Genomic DNA, 15,132 nt, shown 5'->3' with positions numbered 1-15,132 from the left:
CCGAGCAGACGCGTCTGCGGCTTTTCGCGCGCTGAGCGCGCAGTTCCCCGCGCCCCCAAGGGGCGCTCACCCCGGGCCCGGGCGGGAAGCCCGGGGCGGCCGCGCCCCGGGTCCCCGTTGTGCGCGCCCCCGCGGGCGTGAGGCAGAATCGGCGCGATGAGCACCTACCGCGACCTCACGCACCGCGGCTCCGCCCGAGCCACCGTTCTGCGGACCGTGGGCACGCGTGAGCGCCGTTCGCACCTGACGGCGCCCCGCGTCCCCACGGTCGGCATCGACATCGGCGGCACCAAGGTGATGGCGGGCGTCGTGGACGCCGACGGCAACATCCTGGAGACCCTGCGCACCGAGACGCCGGACAAGTCCAAGAGCCCCAAGGTCGTCGAGGACACCATCGTCGAGCTGGTCCTCGACCTGTCCGACCGGCACGACGTGCACGCCGTCGGCATCGGCGCCGCGGGCTGGGTCGACGCGGACCGCAACCGCGTCCTGTTCGCCCCGCACCTGTCCTGGCGCAACGAACCCCTCCGGGACCGCATCTCCGGGCGTCTCGCGGTGCCCGTCATGGTGGACAACGACGCGAACACCGCCGCCTGGGCCGAGTGGCGCTTCGGCGCCGGCCGCGGCGAGGACCACCTGGTCATGATCACCCTGGGCACCGGCATCGGCGGCGCGATCCTGGAGGACGGCCAGGTCAAGCGCGGCAAGTTCGGGGTCGCGGGCGAGTTCGGCCATATGCAGGTCGTGCCCGGCGGACACCGCTGCCCGTGCGGCAACCGCGGCTGCTGGGAGCAGTACAGCTCCGGCAACGCGCTCGTCCGCGAGGCCCGCGAGCTGGCCGCCGCCGACTCGCCGGTCGCGTACGGGATCATCGAGCGCGTCAAGGGCAACGTGCCCGACATCACCGGGCCCCTCATCACCGAGCTGGCCCGCGAGGGCGACGCCATGTGCGTCGAGCTGCTCCAGGACATCGGCCAGTGGCTCGGCGTCGGCATCGCCAACCTCGCCGCGGCCCTCGACCCGTCCTGCTTCGTCATCGGCGGCGGCGTCAGCGCCGCCGACGACCTGCTCATCGGCCCCGCCCGCGACGCCTTCCGCCGCCACCTCACCGGGCGCGGCTACCGCCCCGAGGCCCGCATCGCCCGCGCCCAGCTCGGCCCCGAGGCCGGCATGGTCGGCGCCGCCGACCTGGCCCGGCTCGTGGCCCGCCGCTTCCGCCGCGCCAACCGCCGCCGCGTCGAGCGCTACGAACGCTACGAGCGCTACGCCGAGGCCCGCCGCGCCAACGACCGCACCGCCCAGGGAAGCCAGTAGATGACCGTTCCCCGCCAGCCCTCGTCCCCGGACCTGCCCGGCCCCGCGGCGCCGGAGCCGCGCCCCGAGGACCGCCGCCACATGCTCCGCCGCCGCTGGCTCACCGCGACGATCATCGTGCTGCTCATCGGCGTGCCCGCGGTCTATCTGCTGATCTCCGCGAACCAGTCCCGCGACAGCGGCCGCGACAAGGAGAAGAAGTACTCCGCGACCGGCCTCACCGCGGGCTGGCCCTCCAAGGTCCAGCGCCGCCTGTACGACGTGTCGGTGCCGCCGTACTCGGCGGAGGTCGCCTACTACGAGACGAACAACTGGCGCACCAGCCGGCTGTACGTCCAGTTCCTCACCAGCAACGAAGGCCTGGAGAAGTTCCTCAAGGAGACCGGCACCAGCGCGAGCAAGCTGAAGAAGGACGACATCACCATCAGCAAGCGCGACCAGAACGTCGTCGGCTGGGAGTTCACGGGCCCCGGCCCCTGGTGGGGCGTGACCCACGACCAGGACAACCCGGCGCCCACCCAGGACATCGTGGTGAGCCGCGCCAACCCGAAGCACCCGATGGTCTACGTGGTCTCCGCGACGACGCCCTAGGACACCTCCGCAGGGAGCAGGAGAAGGAAGAGGCCGTGGCGGGTTCCGCCGCGGCCTCGTAGCATGGCGCCGTGATCCTCGGCCGCGGCAGCTTCGCCCCCGGTGCCCACCGGGCCCGTGCGCTGCCTTGGCGCGGCTGTTGTTGATCCTTCAGCACACCCCCGCCGAGCACGTCCCGTACGCCGTGTGACCTCCGTCCGGCGTACGCGCCGTGCCGCACCCCTCCTGTCACGCCGCCCTGTCACGCCGCGCGGAAGGCCGCCCCCATGACGCTGCCCCACCCCTCCCCGACCGAAGCCGACCACGACCGGCGCAGGCTGCGCCAGTGGCTCGCGGGCGAGGCCCGCGCCGACGGCGTGGCCCGCCGCGACCTGCTGCGCCTCGCGGCCGCCGCGGGCCTCGCGGCCTGTGCGCCGGGCGTCTGGAGCGCCCCGCGCGCCCACGCCGCCACCGTGCCGGGCATCGTCAAGGCGCTGCCCGCCGAGGTGTTCACGCCGCGCGGCACGAACGCCGAGACCCGGTTCGAGGCCCTCGCGGAGACGGGTCACCTCACCCCCGTGTCCCACTTCTTCGTCCGCAACCACACCGCCACGCCCCAACTCGCCGCCGACAGCTGGAAGCTCACCGTGTGGGGTGACGGACTCAGCGGCGGCCCAAGGGAGTTCACCCTCGCCGACCTCCAGCGGCTGCCGTCGACCACCCGCAGCGCGTTCGTCGAGTGCGCGGGCAACGGCCGCAGCCTGTTCACCACCCAGCAGGGCCAGCAGGTCTCCGGCACGGCCTGGACGCTCGGCGCCATCGGCCAGGCGCGCTGGCGCGGCGTGCGCCTGGCCGACGTGCTGCGCGAGGCGGGCCTCGCCCGTCACGCCGTGGACGTCATGCCCCGCGGCCTCGACGGCGACTACGTGACGGCGGACGGCACGAACCTCGGCCGGGTGCGCCGCCCGCTGCCCCTCGCCAAGGCCCTGGACGACGTACTCCTCGCGTACGAGATGAACGGCGAGCCGCTGCCCGCCGACCACGGCCACCCGGTGCGCGTCCTCGTGCCCTCCTGGATCGGCATCGCGTCCATCAAGTGGGTGGGCGACATCGAGGTCTCGGCCACCCCGCTCTACTCGCCCTGGAACACCGCCTTCTACCGCCTGTTCGGCCCCGGCCACCCGCCGGAGGGCTCCGCGCCCCTCACCCGCCAGACCCTCAAGTCCGCCTTCGAGCTGCCCTGGAACGCGCCCCTGGCCGCGGGCGCCCGGCACCGCCTCACCGGCCGCGCCTGGTCCGGCGCGGCGGCCGTCGCCCGCGTCGACGTCAGCACCGACGGCGGCGCCACCTGGCACCCGGCCCGGCTGCGCGACGAGCCGCGCCGCGGCTCCTGGGTGCGCTGGAGCACGACCTGGCGCCCGCGCGCCACGGGCCCGGCCACGCTCCTGGCCCGCGTCACCGACGCGACGGGCCGCACCCAGCCGCCCACGACGCCGCACAACACCCAGGGGTACCTGTTCGACGCCGTCGTCCGGCACCCGGTGACGGTGGTGTGAGGACCGTCAGCCCGGCTGGCCCGCGCCGTGCCTCTCGTACGCCCCCACGGCCACCGCCAGGTCCTGCCACGCCATCCCCGCCGACTTGAACAGGCGCGGCCTGTCCCGCGCGACCTGCACCTCGCCGCGCACCAACGCGCCGAGCGTGCGCAGCCCTTGCGGGTCGAAGGCGCGGGCGGCCACGGCCTGCACGATGTCGCCGCACTCGCGCAGCGCCACGGACCGGGCCTCGACGACGACCGTGGCCCGGCCCACGAGGTGCTCGTCCACCTCGCGCGCGTCGGGCTCGTGCGAGCCGACCGCCGCGACGGCCGCGTGCGGCGCGAGCAGTGCGCTGTCGAACAGCGGCTCGCGCGCCGTCGTGCAGCAGCACACCACGTCGGCGTGCGCGACGTCCTCGGGCGTCGCGGCCGCCGCCGTCAGGCCCGCGCCCCGGCAGCGGTCCACGAACGCCGCGCGCCGCCCCGGATCCCGGCCCACCACGTCCACGTGCGCGAGCCCGGGCCGCACCGCCCGCACCGCCTCCACGTGCCCCCACGCCTGCGGCCCCGTCCCGAACACCAACAGCCGCCGGGCCCCGGGCACGGCCAGGTGCCGCAGCGCCGCTCCCGACACGGCGGGCGTGCGCAGCGACGTCAGCGCGATGCCGTCGAGCAGGGCCAGCGGGGTGTGCGTCACCCCGTCGAGGAGGAGGTAGAGGCCCTGGATGCGCGGCAGCCCGCGCGCGGGGTTGTCCGGCGTGACGGAGGCGACCTTGACGCCCGCGTACGCCGTCGTGGCCGAGGGCATCAGGAGCAGCTGCCCGCCCGGCACCCCGACCACGGCCCGGGCGGGCTCCGCCTCCGGGTCGAGGCCGCCCCCGGCGAGCGCGGCCTCGACGGCGTCGACGGCGACGGCCATGGGAACGAGCCGGGCGACGGCGTCGGCGCCGATGTGAAGGAGAGGATTTCCTGAAGGTTCTGGGGAGACGGGTAGCGGATTCATCCCATGACCCTCACCGATGCCGACGCCCCCGAAACACCGCACCGGGCCGGGCAACAGCCCCCTGAGGGGCGCGGGGAACTGCGCGACCAGCCACAACAGTCCCGCAGACGCGCAAGCACAGCCACCGGGCAGACGAGAGGGCGGCCTCCCACCGGCAAGGAGGACACCGGCGCGGAGGCCCGGTCCAGACGATGCCCCCGTCACTCGACGCCGAAGGCGACTGGCTAGCGTGGAGCGGGTGAGTGAGACGAAGAACCCCGCCCTCCAGTTCCGCTTCGACGGTCCGGACGACGCTCCGGTACTGGTCCTCGGGCCGTCGCTCGGGACGACGTGGCACAGGTGGGCGAAGTCGTCTTCTGGCGTCCATGTGGTCCAGGGCGGGAGCTTTTGACCGAGTTGGGACCCGGCCGTCCAGGTGCGTCAACGCTGTTGGTGACTCGGGCGTGACAGATGTTGACCCCCGTCGGCTTGATCCGGCGGGGGTTCTGTCTGTGAGGCCGATGGCATGGCGCTGGTCGGTATCGGGTTGGGAGGGGATGCTTCCGGTAGGTCGCGGCGGCCCAATAATTCGAACAACCGTAGGCATTGCGGCGCGGGATGGCTACGATCGCAGTCACTCGTCCGCGACCTGATGAGGTTTCCCCGTGATCTTGGATACTTGATCGTTACGCCGCGAGGGCGTGCTGTTGGCGTTGTCTGGTCCCGGCTGGTGTGAGGTAGCCGAGCATCTTGTGTTTGCGCAGGCGGCGGCGGTTGTAGAAGGTCTCGATGAAGGTGAAGACCTCGGCTCGGGCGGTGGCCCGGTCGGGCCAGAGGCGGGTGCCGATCTCTTCTTTGAGCAGGGCCCAGAAACTCTCCGCGGCGGCGTTGTCGAAGCATGATCCGGTGCGTCCACAGCTTCGGCGGATTCCCAACCCGCCTGTTGCGCGGCGGACGTCGGCGGAGGTGTATTCGCTGCCGCGGTCCGAGTGTGCGATGCATCCGGGTTGCAGGGCGGCTCGGCCGTGGGCCATCTCGAGTGCGTCGATGACCAGGCTGGCGCGGTGGTGGTCGGCCATCGCGTAGCCGACGACTTCGCGGGTGGCCAGGTCCAGCCAGCAGGCGAGGTAGAGCCAGCCCTCGGCGGTCGGGAGGTAGGTGATGTCGCCGACCAACTTGGTGCCGGGCGTATCGGCGTGGATGCGAGGAACCCCGTAGGTCTGGCGCGAGGCGACGTGCAGGACTGATCTCGTGCGCAAGGGCATCGTCGGCCGCTCTCCGTGCGATGCGGGCCTTCGCCGCCGAGCGCCAGGCGTAGAACGAGCGGGCCACGTTGAACAACCGGCACAGGAAAGCAACATCGTGGGTGGTCTTCTCCGCCTCGATGAACGTGTATATCCGGTTCACCGATCGCTCTCCTTCGCGAAGAAGACCGCGGCTTTTCGCGGCACCCCGATCGTTTTGGCCTGCTCAGCGTTCAGCTTGCGCAGCCGCTTGAGCTTCTCACGCTCCTCGCTCGCCAACTCGCCGGGCCGCCCCTCGCCACGGTCGATCCGGGCCTGCTTGTACCAGGCCCGCAGCGACTCCGGGCTCACCCCGAGATCCCGTGCCACCTCCGTGATCGTCCTGCCCGTGGAGTCGACCAGCGCGATCGCGTCCCGCTTGAACTCCTCGGTGTACCGCTTGCTGCGGTTGTTCATACTCTGGAACATCACGTCCCAGTCTCCAGGTGTCCACGATCAAGGGGAAGCTTCACAAGGCCCGACGCGAGAGCATCCGCTGCCTCGAACGCTACGCCGCCCGAGAGGTCTTCCACTTCGTCCGGCCCGCACATGCAGGGCTTCCGTCGTAGGCGCATCCGCGGGTGCGACGACCTGTCGGATCGGGGGAGCTCGGGTCTGGATACGCCCTGTGACCTGGGAAGACTCCGGAGCGCTCACGCGTCATCGCGACGCCGGGGTGCGGTGGCGGAGGTCGCGATAGCGAAGCGGGCCGTGCGGGCGCAGGCCGGCTCACCGCTGTGGCTTCCAGGTCAGCCAGTCAATGGCGTTCGGCGGCCTCCCCGCGAAGGTCCAGCAGCCTGGTGAGTGGGCTCCCGAGGCAGTCTCTTGTCACGGGGGCGGTCGGGTGTCATGGAACCGACACGGCCATCCGGCCAATTACCCTGTGGCACGCCCCGACTTGCTCACGCAGGCCACCGCACTGTGCGGACGCGCGCCCGCCGGATACCGCAGACCGCGTGTGGCGGGATGCGCCCCCTGGGCGCGCGTCCGTTCACACAGTCGTGGTTACGTTGCCTCAGCCGGGCCCGGGACGACTCGACGTACGCAGCACCCGTCGTGCTGCGCGACGAGAGGAATCCGCGTATGCCTGAGTTACCGGCCCTCGCAAGCAGACTGCTGGACGTGGCCTCCTGGCTGACCAGCCCGCTCACCCCGGACGACTATCTCGGACTGATCGACCCCCTGCTCGGCGCCCGCTTCCCAGTAGGGCGGGTGACAGGGGTGTGGCCAGAGACTCCGGATGCTGTCACGCTCGCTCTGCGGCCCGGCCGGGGCTGGTCGGGGCACCGCCCTGGGCAGTACCTTCCGGTCGGCGTCGAGATGGACGGCGTATGGCAGTGGCGCACGTACTCCCTCACCTCGGTGCCGGGGCGGCAGGACGGGCTCCTGACGATCACCGTCAAGGTCGCGCCCGAGGGCAGAGTGTCTCCGCAGCTGGCCCGCCGGACTCCACCGGGCACGGTGCTTCGACTCGGTCCGGCGCAAGGCGAGTTCGTCCTTCCGGACCGCCTCCCGTCCCGCATCCTGTTCGTGACCGCCGGCAGCGGCATCACCCCGGTCATGGGCATGCTCTGTACGCTCATGAGCCGTCGGCCCCCACACCCTGATGTCGTATTGGTGCACAGCGCTCCCTGCGCCCGGGACAGCATCTTCGGTCCCGAACTGTGAGCGGCTCGGCGGCGGTTGGACTGGCTGGACTATGTCGAGCACCACACTCGGCCGCACGGCAGGCTCGCCCCGGACGATCTGGCGCGGCTCTGCCCCGACTGGCCCGAGCGGGAGACCTGGGCCTGCGGCCCGGCCGCCCTGCTCGACGCAGTGGAGCGCCACTGGGGCCGGGCGGGACTCGGCGAGCGGCTCCATGTGGAGCGTTTCCAGTTGGATCCGGTCCTGCCGCCGGATCACGATGCCGCTTGCGGTGGCCGGGTGCTGTTCACCCGTACCGGTACTGAGGTCACCGCGGACGCGGTCGCCCCGCTTCTCGTCGTCGGCGAGTCGGCGGGGGTGGTGATGCCGTACGGGTGCCGGCGCGGGATCTGCTTCGGCTGCCTCACCCCGCTGAGGTACGGCCGCGTGCGCGACCTGCGTACCGGCGAAGTCCACGACCGGGCCGGCCAGATGATCCAGACCTGCGTCTCGGTGGCGGCCGGACCGCTGGCCCTCGACGCCTAGCCACCCAAAGGAGACCCCCGTGACTCTGACCCGTCCTGCCGCCATCGAGGCGGCCCTGGGCAAGGAACTCGGTGAGGAGCTCGACCGGGTCCGTGCCGACATCATCGCCGCGCGCGGCACCGACGACGCCCGCTACATCCGTACCGTGATCGCCACCCAGCGCAGCCTGGAGGCGGGAGGGCGGGCCGCTCTGGCCGTCTCGCTGTTCCCACCCGCCTGGGCGGCGGGTACAGCCATGCTCTCCGTGGCCAAGATTCTGGAGAACATGGAGTTGGGCCACAACATCCTGCACGGCCAGTGGGACTGGATGGGCGACCCGGCGATCCACTCGGCCACGTGGGAGTGGGATTTCCTCACGCCTGCCGAGGCGTGGAAGCACACGCACAACCATCTGCATCACACCTGGACCAATGTCGTCGACCGTGACCGGGACCTCGGATACGTCGTGTTCCGGATGAGCGGCGACCAGCGCTGGCGTCCGCGCCATCTCGCTCAGCCGCTCTACAACTTCGTCCTCGCGCCGCTCTTCGAGTGGGGCATCGCGCTGTACGACCTGGAGCCCGATGCCGTCGCCGCCGGCCGCAAGTCGTGGCGTTCCCTCGCAGCCGACCTGACCGGGTTCCTCACCAAGGCCACCCGCCAGCTCGCCAAGGACTACGTGCTCTTCCCGCTCCTCGCCGGGCCCTCCGCCCTGCCCTGCCTGCTGGGAAACCTCACCGCCAACACCGTGCGCAACCTGTGGTCGCACACCATCATTTTCTGCGGCCACTTCCCCGGCGACGTGCAGACCTTCACCGAGGAGCACATCGACGGCGAGACCCGCGGGCAGTGGTATCTGCGGCAGATCCAGGGCTCCGCCAACATCGAGGGCGGCCCGCTCTTCCACGTGCTCAGCGGAAACCTGGGCCACCAGATCGAGCACCACGCCTTCCCCGACCTGCCCAGCAACCGCTACGCCGAGATCGCCCCGCGCGTGCGGGAACTCTGCGAGAAGTATGGCATCCCGTACGTCACCGGACCGTTGTGGCGGCAGTACGGCTCGACCTGGGGACGCATCCTGCGCTTCGCCGTGCCGGGGAAATGAACTCCACAGACGGAATCCAGGTGTTCGCTCGGAGGGTGAGTCCTGGGCCTGTCTGCCTGCACGCCTCGTGGGCTCGGAATGCACTGCCTGGCCTGGCGACGGTTCGGCGTGTGTCGACTAGCTTGCTGGGACATGGCCGAGGAGAGTCCCCGTACGCCGCGCGAGGAGACGACGCTGGAGCGGGCCGACCGCAATTTCGGCGAGCTGCTCCAGGAACTGCGGATCATCCAGACCGGTGTCCAGATCCTGTTCGCGTTCTTGCTGACGCTGGCCTTCACCGCCCGTTTCGCCATGCTCGACACGACGCAGCGCGCGACGTACATCACGACGCTGCTGCTCGCCGTGCTGGCGGCGGCCCTGTTCACCGCGCCGGCCGCGCTGCATCGCGCGCTGTTCCAGCGGGGGGCCAAGCCCGAGATCGTGCGGGTCTCCTCACGGCTGGCGGGGGCGGGCATGAGCGTGTTGATGCTGGCCCTGACGGGGTCTGTGCTGCTCGTCGTCGACGTGGTGCTCGGCCGGGTCGAGGGGGCGATCGCGGGCAGCGCGACGCTGCTGGTGTGCGGCGGACTGTGGGGGCTGTTGCCGCAACTCGTCGGGTGGCGCGCCGCTCGGGCCGAGGCCCGAGTGGCTCTGACGGCGGCTACCGGCTCAGGCCAAGACGCCGCTGGTGGAGGTCCCGTGACTGATCGTTGACGCGATTGCTTCAACAATTGGTTCATGAAAGCGAGTTGTTGCCGGGCCGGTCGGGCGGGGTGGCTGGATTGCGGGTTGTGATGGGGGCGGGGGCGGGTGAGGCTGTCCGCGGCGGTCGAGGGGCAGGTGGAAATGGGGGGGGACCTCATGGCGTTACTGGTGGGCACCGTCACGCTGCAATCGGATGCGGGACTGAATCTGGCGGCGATCGGTTTCGGTCGTAGTGCCATCGCCGCCATGCTTGTTCCGCAGGACGGGCCGCGCGAGCACTGGACCGTGAATGTCTGCGGCGCCGGAGTCCAGTTGGTGAACAAGGCCACCGGCATGCTCCTGGGGGTGCCGGCGGCACGGTTCGGCGCGGTGGTGATGACGATGCCGAGCGGGACGGGCGAGACGATCTGGGCCGCTGTCCCGAGCGGCGACGGTGTGATTTTGCGGCTGTCGGACCATGATCTGAGGATCGAGGTGGAGGAACCCTTGACGCATCCCCCGCAGTTCCTCATCGCGACCACGGTCCAAGAAGGAGCCTCCTGCGGTACCTGCTGGGGCGTGCAACCGGTGGTGCTGCGCGTGTGACAAGCCCGGCCGGCGGGAGATCCTCCGAGACGCGTCCACTACGTCATGCGCGGTGCCGTCCGCTGGGCATCGAGCGGATCGGTCCGGCGCCAGAACACAACCGCCGCTTTCGACCGGTGTGGGCTTGGGCACCGGCTTCGGGCGGCGGCTGTGCTTCCTGCGGGGCGGCAGTTGTACTGCTCGGCGGGCGTTACATGTGCAGCAGCAGCTCTGTGGTCTCCTTGTACTGCCGTAGCGCGAGCCGTAGTTCCTCTGTCTGGGCTTCGGTGTCCTGCCCCTGCCAGCTCGCGCGCAGGACGCGGCGCCGCTGCGCGAGGGTTTCGGTCAGCTGGGTGACGGCTTCGTCGAAGACGCCGTCGGCCTCTTCCACGGCCTGGCGCGGGCTTTCGACGAAGCTGTTGAGGGCCTGCTGGAGCCGCATGGTGAGCTTGTCCCGCTCGCCCTGCGCCAGCAGCGTGGGCCCCGGGGTGCGGACGGGTGCGTCAGGACTGGCAGCCGGCTCACGCGGTGCGCGAGCGGCCTCGGTGCGAGGCGCCTGCCCGGCGTGCTGTTCGACGAGATCGGGCCTTCCCCCCTGGGGCTGTTGGGCGCGTTCCTGGTCGTACATCATCGCGTGCCACTTCCCTTCGCATGGCGCCGGTTCAGTGCCCACGGCGCGTGGCCGCGGGCGTCGGGAGACTGCGGACGGCGCCGGTTCGAGTCGGCCGGCTGCTCGGTGACCAGTGCCTCGAAGAGGCTGCGGGCTCCGATCATGGCCTCCCGCATTTCCTCGGTGCCGCTCTGGCCGCGGGCGGCTGTGTGCATGTTGCTGTAGCCCTGGACGTAGTGGGCGTGGTGGACGGAGAGCGCGGCCAGCTGCTCCTCGAAGTACTCGCCGTCGGGAAAGCCCCGGTCCCTGGCCAGATGCGACAGCAGCGCGTCGGCCTCGATGACGGCGTTTTGCGGGGATTCGACGAACTGCTCCTGAACGGTGGCCCATCGAGACACGTAGTGCTCGCGAGCCTCGGGCGACAGCGGCTGCTCCTTGAGGGAGCCATACCGCTTCACCCGCTCACTGAGCTCCCGGTCGGCGCCCTTGGTGTCGCCGTCGTGTCGGGCGACGGCACGGTCGTACTCGGGCCCGAAGCGCCGCTTCAGCTCACGACCGCCACTGCCGCGGGTACGTCCACGTACGACGAAGAAGAGGGCGGCTGCCGCGATGACGAGCACGGCGATGATGACGATGGTGATCATGGCTGGCCTCTTGGGTTCTTGACCCGTTGGTCGCTCTGCTGCATTTTCATCAATCCCTGTCGGCTCAATCGTGTTGGGGCCGGCCGATTGGTGCCCACGCGACGTGGGCACCAACCGGGGCGTTCGTGGTCAGCGCCGGAAGGCTCCCTTGGCCTTGTCGCCGGACTGCTTCAGATCTCCGGAGATCCGGTCGGTCCTGCCCTGCCTCCGCAGCCGCCTGTTGCCGGTGGTCCTGCCGAAGCGTTCCGTGATCCGGCCCGTGAAAGCCTGTGTCTTGTGCCTGATCGTTCGTCCCACGCTCATGGCTGTCCTCTGCTCGTCCGCTGGATGGGCTCCCGCGCTTGATTGCCGTGCAAGCCGCCCTGTCCGCGGGCAGGGCACGGGGCTGGGGTGGGTCAGCCGTGGCTGCGGCCGAACCGGCGCCTGCCACCGCCGCTGCGCCCGCGCATGACGAAGCCGACGAGCCAGAGGACCAGAAGTACAGCTGCGACGTACCACAGGATCTGCATGGTGAAGCCGAATCCGAAGATCACCAGGATCAGCAGAAGGAGAAGAATCCACAAGAGCATCGCCGGGCCTCCAGATCGCGGAGAGGGTTCCTGAATTCCGCGGGGTCCGGGCGAAGCGGGAAGGTGGAATGCCCCGCCCGAACGATCCGGAGCGGCATGGCCCTACGCCGTGCTGTCAGTCAACGCCCGGCAACTTCCCTTGTCAATGACCCGTGGGGGCGGACGGGTTGGGGGAGCGCAGCCGGGGCCGCAGGGGCAATCGGAGTCTCGGCGGGAGGTTCGGTCGGCTCGGCCGGTGGCAGGATGTGGTCCTCCCACCAGGACAGGCTCATGACAGTGGCGAGCAGGACGAAGGGGGTCGCGGCCGGAACGATCAGCGCGTACATGCGTACCGCCTGGGGGCAGATGCGTGCGATGCGGCGGGCAGCGGATCGGTGCCCGCGTGGAGCGCATCAAGGCCGTGCCGGGATCACGTGGCGGGGTGCGGGAGCGGCCACGCTCGGGACGCGGCGGGTCCGGCAGCGATGCGCACGGTGCACCTCAAGGGGGCGCGAGAGCTGTTGGGCGCTCGCCTGCCGGGGGCTGGGGCGGCACGGCGCACGCTAGCCGCAGAGGTAACCACTGGCCAGATGTCAAGCGCGCATCTACATCCAGCTGTTACGTGGTGACGTGGCGAGGTATCCCCAGACGCTGGGCGGGACTACGCTGTGGGGTGAGGCCCCAGTCCCCGGCAGCGATGCTCATTCCGCTCCGTGGAGGCCCGCCGTGTTCGTGCTCCTGTTCATCCTCCTCGCGGTCCTGTTCGGGCTCGGCTTCCTCAACGCCTTGTGGTGGGTGGCCGCGGGCCTGCTGGTCTTCGCCCTTGTCCACTACGGCAGGGGCGGTACCGGGGGCCGGGGCCACGGGAGTGATTCCGATTACGGGGACTACCGGGACTACCGGGACCGGCAGAATCGCTGGGACCGCCGCTACCGACGCCAGCGCCGAGGGCGCTGGATGCGCCAGGACCGCCGGGACCGTGAGCACCACAGGTGACCTGGAGATCGCCCAGACACTCCGGGGAGTCAGGCCGGCCACGAGGAACTCGGCGAGAGGTACCTGTCATGCAGCGGACGACCACGATCCGAGCGGAGCAGGTGAACTTGGCTGTCGAGGCCACCTGGGGAAGTGTGTCCCCGGGGCGAGATGTCGCCGCCCTGCGCACCCAGAACGATCAGCTGCGCCGGACGATGGCCGGCCGCGCGGTCATCGATCAGGCGTGCGGCATGGTGATGGCCCTGACCCCGTGCCGCCGGTCGGCAGCCCGGGGGCTGCTGGTGGATGTTGCGCGGCAGTGCGATCTCAGGCTGCGAGAGGTTGCTGCGGCCCTGGTCGCCACCACGGAGGACAAGTCTCTTCCCGAGCAGATGCATCGGGCGCTACGCCGTGCGCTGCGGCACCTCCATGCAGCCGACCGGCAATGAGCGGCACGCCAACCAGAACAGCCCTCCGGGAGGGAGACGTCATGATTCACGCAGCCGATGTCCGAGAGTGGCGCGACCTCGCCGTCGTCGACACCGAGACACACAAGATCGGTGTCCTCGAAGCGGTCTATGTGGACACCACCACCGACGAACCGGCCATGGCCACCGTGCGGACCGGACTGCCCACCCGGCGCCGGCTGATGTTCGTCCCCCTCGACGACGCGATTGTCGGCCCGGATTACCTCAAGGTCGCCTATGCCAAAGCACTGGTGAAGACAGCCCCCTCGATCGGCACCGACGACGTCCTGCCCGCCGAGGACGAGGCAGCGATCTTCAAGCACTACGGGCTGCCCTACGAGCCCGGCACGGCGGGCGAGCGGCAACTCGCCCGCCGCTGACCGCCTGCGGTGCCCGTGGGGGCATGCGCGGGCAATGGCTCTCGTTACTGCGTCGTGAGGGAGGCACCATGCATCAGGCGACCACGCCCTACGACGAACTGCGGGTGACGGCTGCGCCTTCGGCAGGGGATGCGGCTCTGGTGGCCGAGGTCATCAAACTGCGCGCGGAGAACCAGCAGTTGGCCAGGGCGTTGTCGAGCCGTGCGGTGATCGACCAGGCGCGCGGCATGCTGATGGCCCTGGCGCCCTGTTCCAGTGAACGGGCCTGGGGACTGCTGGTGGACGTCTCGCAGCACTGCAACGTCAAACTCCGTGACGTGGCCGCGGCCCTGATCGCCACGGCCCGGGGCGAGCTGCTCCCCGAGCGGATCCAACGCGAACTGCATCGCGCGCTGAGGCGCCTCCGTGATCAGCGGTGATGGCTCGTGCGCTACGGGCGACACCGGGAGCTGTGTTCTCAACTCTCCGGTGCCTTCGTCCGGGTCGACCGTCGGGCGCCCCGCTCGGGTAGCCCGCGGTACGGATTCCAAACGAGGGCCCGGCAGCATCTCCGCACGCTCCGCTTCTGCAAACCGAACGCGGCTATTCGGGTCGCTGGGTCCGGGCGTTGTGAGCCAGGCCGTCGGGATGGTCTGCCGTGCGCGCTCCGAGCCGGAGGGCGAGTACGCGTAACGCTGCCGGGGACGGTGGCTGCCGGTGGATCTGCCCGATCTCCTGCCAGCCCCAGGCTTCGAAGGCGGCGAACGCCAAGTGATCGGACTGATCGAGCAAGGTGACGCCGAGGGATGCCTGGTGGTCGGCGAGCAGGCGCTCCTGCAGACGGCGAGCGAGCCCGCGGGCGTCCTTGTGCGGATGGATGAGGGTTTCGCTGATCGCGAAGACGTGTCCGGACGCGGTGAGTTGCTCGAGGTTCTGGGGCATGGGGCCCTCGAACCCCCGCCACCAGGATCCGTCGCGCGCCACGGGAACTCCGTACGCGCAGCCCGCCAGTGCTTCCGCTTCGGCGACCAGCATGTCGAAGCCGGGCCGTTGGACGTCGTGCGCCAGGCGGCGCAGGAACTCCTGTCGGCCGTGGAACTCCTCACCGGATGGAGTCGTGGAGGATTCCACGTACAGGTCTGCGAGGTCCTCTCGCAGGTCCTCGGCCTGCCAGCGGTTCAGCCGGCGCAGACGCACGGCGTCCATGGCGGACGGCTGTGAGCTGTCGGGTTCGTGTGGGTGCTGCGGCGTATGCATGAGGCGCCTCGGCTCAGGAGACCGGTAGACGTGCAGGACAGCAACGTGCCCAACGGGCAGTGCGTGGCCGGGGTCTGGGGCG

Annotated in this window: 18 protein-coding genes and 1 pseudogene; 11 read left to right on the top strand and 8 right to left on the bottom strand. The window is 70.6% G+C overall.

Annotation, left to right across the window (positions count from 1 at the left end; translation table 11 throughout):
• Window positions 1-156 precede the first annotated feature (156 nt).
• The 3 genes from AC5WAM_RS09620 (at window position 157) to AC5WAM_RS09610 (ending at window position 3,440) form a co-directional block, all read left to right on the top strand.
• Window positions 157-1,314, top strand: coding sequence for an ROK family glucokinase (locus AC5WAM_RS09620; RefSeq protein ID WP_138962531.1), 1,158 nt, complete (start codon window positions 157-159; stop codon window positions 1,312-1,314).
• Window positions 1,315-1,905, top strand: a complete 591-nt coding sequence (locus tag AC5WAM_RS09615; protein WP_366793200.1) for a sugar kinase — start codon at window positions 1,315-1,317, stop codon at window positions 1,903-1,905.
• Between the two features lie 266 nt (window positions 1,906-2,171).
• Window positions 2,172-3,440, top strand: a complete 1,269-nt coding sequence (locus tag AC5WAM_RS09610) for a sulfite oxidase (RefSeq protein WP_495522310.1) — start codon at window positions 2,172-2,174, stop codon at window positions 3,438-3,440.
• A gap of 6 nt (window positions 3,441-3,446) precedes the next feature.
• On the opposite strand, the gene AC5WAM_RS09605 is transcribed toward AC5WAM_RS09610, so the two are convergent.
• The 3 genes from AC5WAM_RS09605 to AC5WAM_RS09595 form a co-directional block, all read right to left on the bottom strand.
• A complete protein-coding gene (locus tag AC5WAM_RS09605; RefSeq protein ID WP_495522309.1) occupies window positions 3,447-4,424 on the bottom strand; it encodes an ornithine cyclodeaminase family protein in 978 nt (325 codons plus the stop codon).
• A gap of 665 nt (window positions 4,425-5,089) precedes the next feature.
• Window positions 5,090-5,668 (bottom strand): IS3 family transposase, encoded by a 579-nt coding sequence (locus AC5WAM_RS09600; RefSeq protein WP_495522308.1) that lies wholly within the window; start codon window positions 5,666-5,668, stop codon window positions 5,090-5,092.
• A 138-nt stretch (window positions 5,669-5,806) separates the two neighbouring features.
• Complete coding sequence (locus AC5WAM_RS09595; RefSeq protein WP_495522307.1) at window positions 5,807-6,103, bottom strand: transposase; 297 nt, start codon at window positions 6,101-6,103, stop codon at window positions 5,807-5,809.
• A gap of 666 nt (window positions 6,104-6,769) precedes the next feature.
• On the opposite strand from AC5WAM_RS09595, the pseudogene AC5WAM_RS09590 reads away from it, so the two are divergent.
• The 4 genes and pseudogenes from AC5WAM_RS09590 (at window position 6,770) to AC5WAM_RS09575 (ending at window position 10,211) form a co-directional block, all read left to right on the top strand.
• Window positions 6,770-7,858, top strand: a pseudogene (locus AC5WAM_RS09590) (ferredoxin reductase).
• Window positions 7,859-7,877: 19 nt separating this feature from the next.
• Window positions 7,878-8,942 carry a fatty acid desaturase family protein gene (locus AC5WAM_RS09585; RefSeq protein ID WP_495522306.1) on the top strand — a complete coding sequence of 355 codons (1,065 nt, stop codon included), beginning with the start codon at window positions 7,878-7,880 and terminating at the stop codon, window positions 8,940-8,942.
• A gap of 132 nt (window positions 8,943-9,074) precedes the next feature.
• A complete protein-coding gene (locus AC5WAM_RS09580) occupies window positions 9,075-9,635 on the top strand; it encodes a DUF6328 family protein (RefSeq protein WP_495522305.1) in 561 nt (186 codons plus the stop codon).
• A 147-nt stretch (window positions 9,636-9,782) separates the two neighbouring features.
• Window positions 9,783-10,211 (top strand): hypothetical protein, encoded by a 429-nt coding sequence (locus tag AC5WAM_RS09575; protein WP_495522304.1) that lies wholly within the window; start codon window positions 9,783-9,785, stop codon window positions 10,209-10,211.
• A 190-nt stretch (window positions 10,212-10,401) separates the two neighbouring features.
• On the opposite strand, the gene AC5WAM_RS09570 is transcribed toward AC5WAM_RS09575, so the two are convergent.
• The 4 genes from AC5WAM_RS09570 to AC5WAM_RS09555 form a co-directional block, all read right to left on the bottom strand.
• Window positions 10,402-10,821 carry a hypothetical protein gene (locus AC5WAM_RS09570; RefSeq protein ID WP_495522303.1) on the bottom strand — a complete coding sequence of 140 codons (420 nt, stop codon included), beginning with the start codon at window positions 10,819-10,821 and terminating at the stop codon, window positions 10,402-10,404.
• Window positions 10,818-11,444 (bottom strand): hypothetical protein, encoded by a 627-nt coding sequence (locus AC5WAM_RS09565; RefSeq protein WP_495522302.1) that lies wholly within the window; start codon window positions 11,442-11,444, stop codon window positions 10,818-10,820. The genes AC5WAM_RS09570 and AC5WAM_RS09565 overlap by 4 nt, the downstream gene beginning before the upstream one ends.
• 129 nt (window positions 11,445-11,573) lie before the next feature.
• A complete protein-coding gene (locus AC5WAM_RS09560) occupies window positions 11,574-11,747 on the bottom strand; it encodes a CsbD family protein (protein WP_079043547.1) in 174 nt (57 codons plus the stop codon).
• 92 nt (window positions 11,748-11,839) lie between these two features.
• The gene (locus AC5WAM_RS09555; RefSeq protein ID WP_495522301.1) at window positions 11,840-12,013 is read right to left on the bottom strand and encodes a hydrophobic protein; all 174 of its coding nucleotides are present in this window, start codon (window positions 12,011-12,013) and stop codon (window positions 11,840-11,842) included.
• 705 nt (window positions 12,014-12,718) lie between these two features.
• Here AC5WAM_RS09555 and AC5WAM_RS09550 point away from each other — a divergent pair.
• From AC5WAM_RS09550 to AC5WAM_RS09535, 4 genes are all read left to right on the top strand, one after another.
• On the top strand, window positions 12,719-12,988 hold the full coding sequence (locus AC5WAM_RS09550; protein WP_495522300.1) for a hypothetical protein: 270 nt from the start codon (window positions 12,719-12,721) through the stop codon (window positions 12,986-12,988).
• A gap of 68 nt (window positions 12,989-13,056) precedes the next feature.
• Window positions 13,057-13,416, top strand: coding sequence for an ANTAR domain-containing protein (locus tag AC5WAM_RS09545; RefSeq protein ID WP_495522299.1), 360 nt, complete (start codon window positions 13,057-13,059; stop codon window positions 13,414-13,416).
• A 41-nt stretch (window positions 13,417-13,457) separates the two neighbouring features.
• Window positions 13,458-13,814, top strand: coding sequence for a PRC-barrel domain-containing protein (locus AC5WAM_RS09540; protein WP_495522298.1), 357 nt, complete (start codon window positions 13,458-13,460; stop codon window positions 13,812-13,814).
• A gap of 68 nt (window positions 13,815-13,882) precedes the next feature.
• Entirely contained in the window at window positions 13,883-14,233 is a 351-nt protein-coding gene (locus tag AC5WAM_RS09535; protein ID WP_495522297.1) for an ANTAR domain-containing protein, read from the top strand.
• 163 nt (window positions 14,234-14,396) lie between these two features.
• On the opposite strand, the gene AC5WAM_RS09530 is transcribed toward AC5WAM_RS09535, so the two are convergent.
• The gene (locus tag AC5WAM_RS09530) at window positions 14,397-14,999 is read right to left on the bottom strand and encodes a hypothetical protein (protein ID WP_495522296.1); all 603 of its coding nucleotides are present in this window, start codon (window positions 14,997-14,999) and stop codon (window positions 14,397-14,399) included.
• Between the last annotated feature and the right edge of the window lie 133 nt (window positions 15,000-15,132).

The organism is Streptomyces sp. JLYT201 (assembly GCF_059448825.1).
Note: the sequence above shows the minus strand (reverse complement) of the source record. Positions and strands in the feature narration are given on the sequence as shown.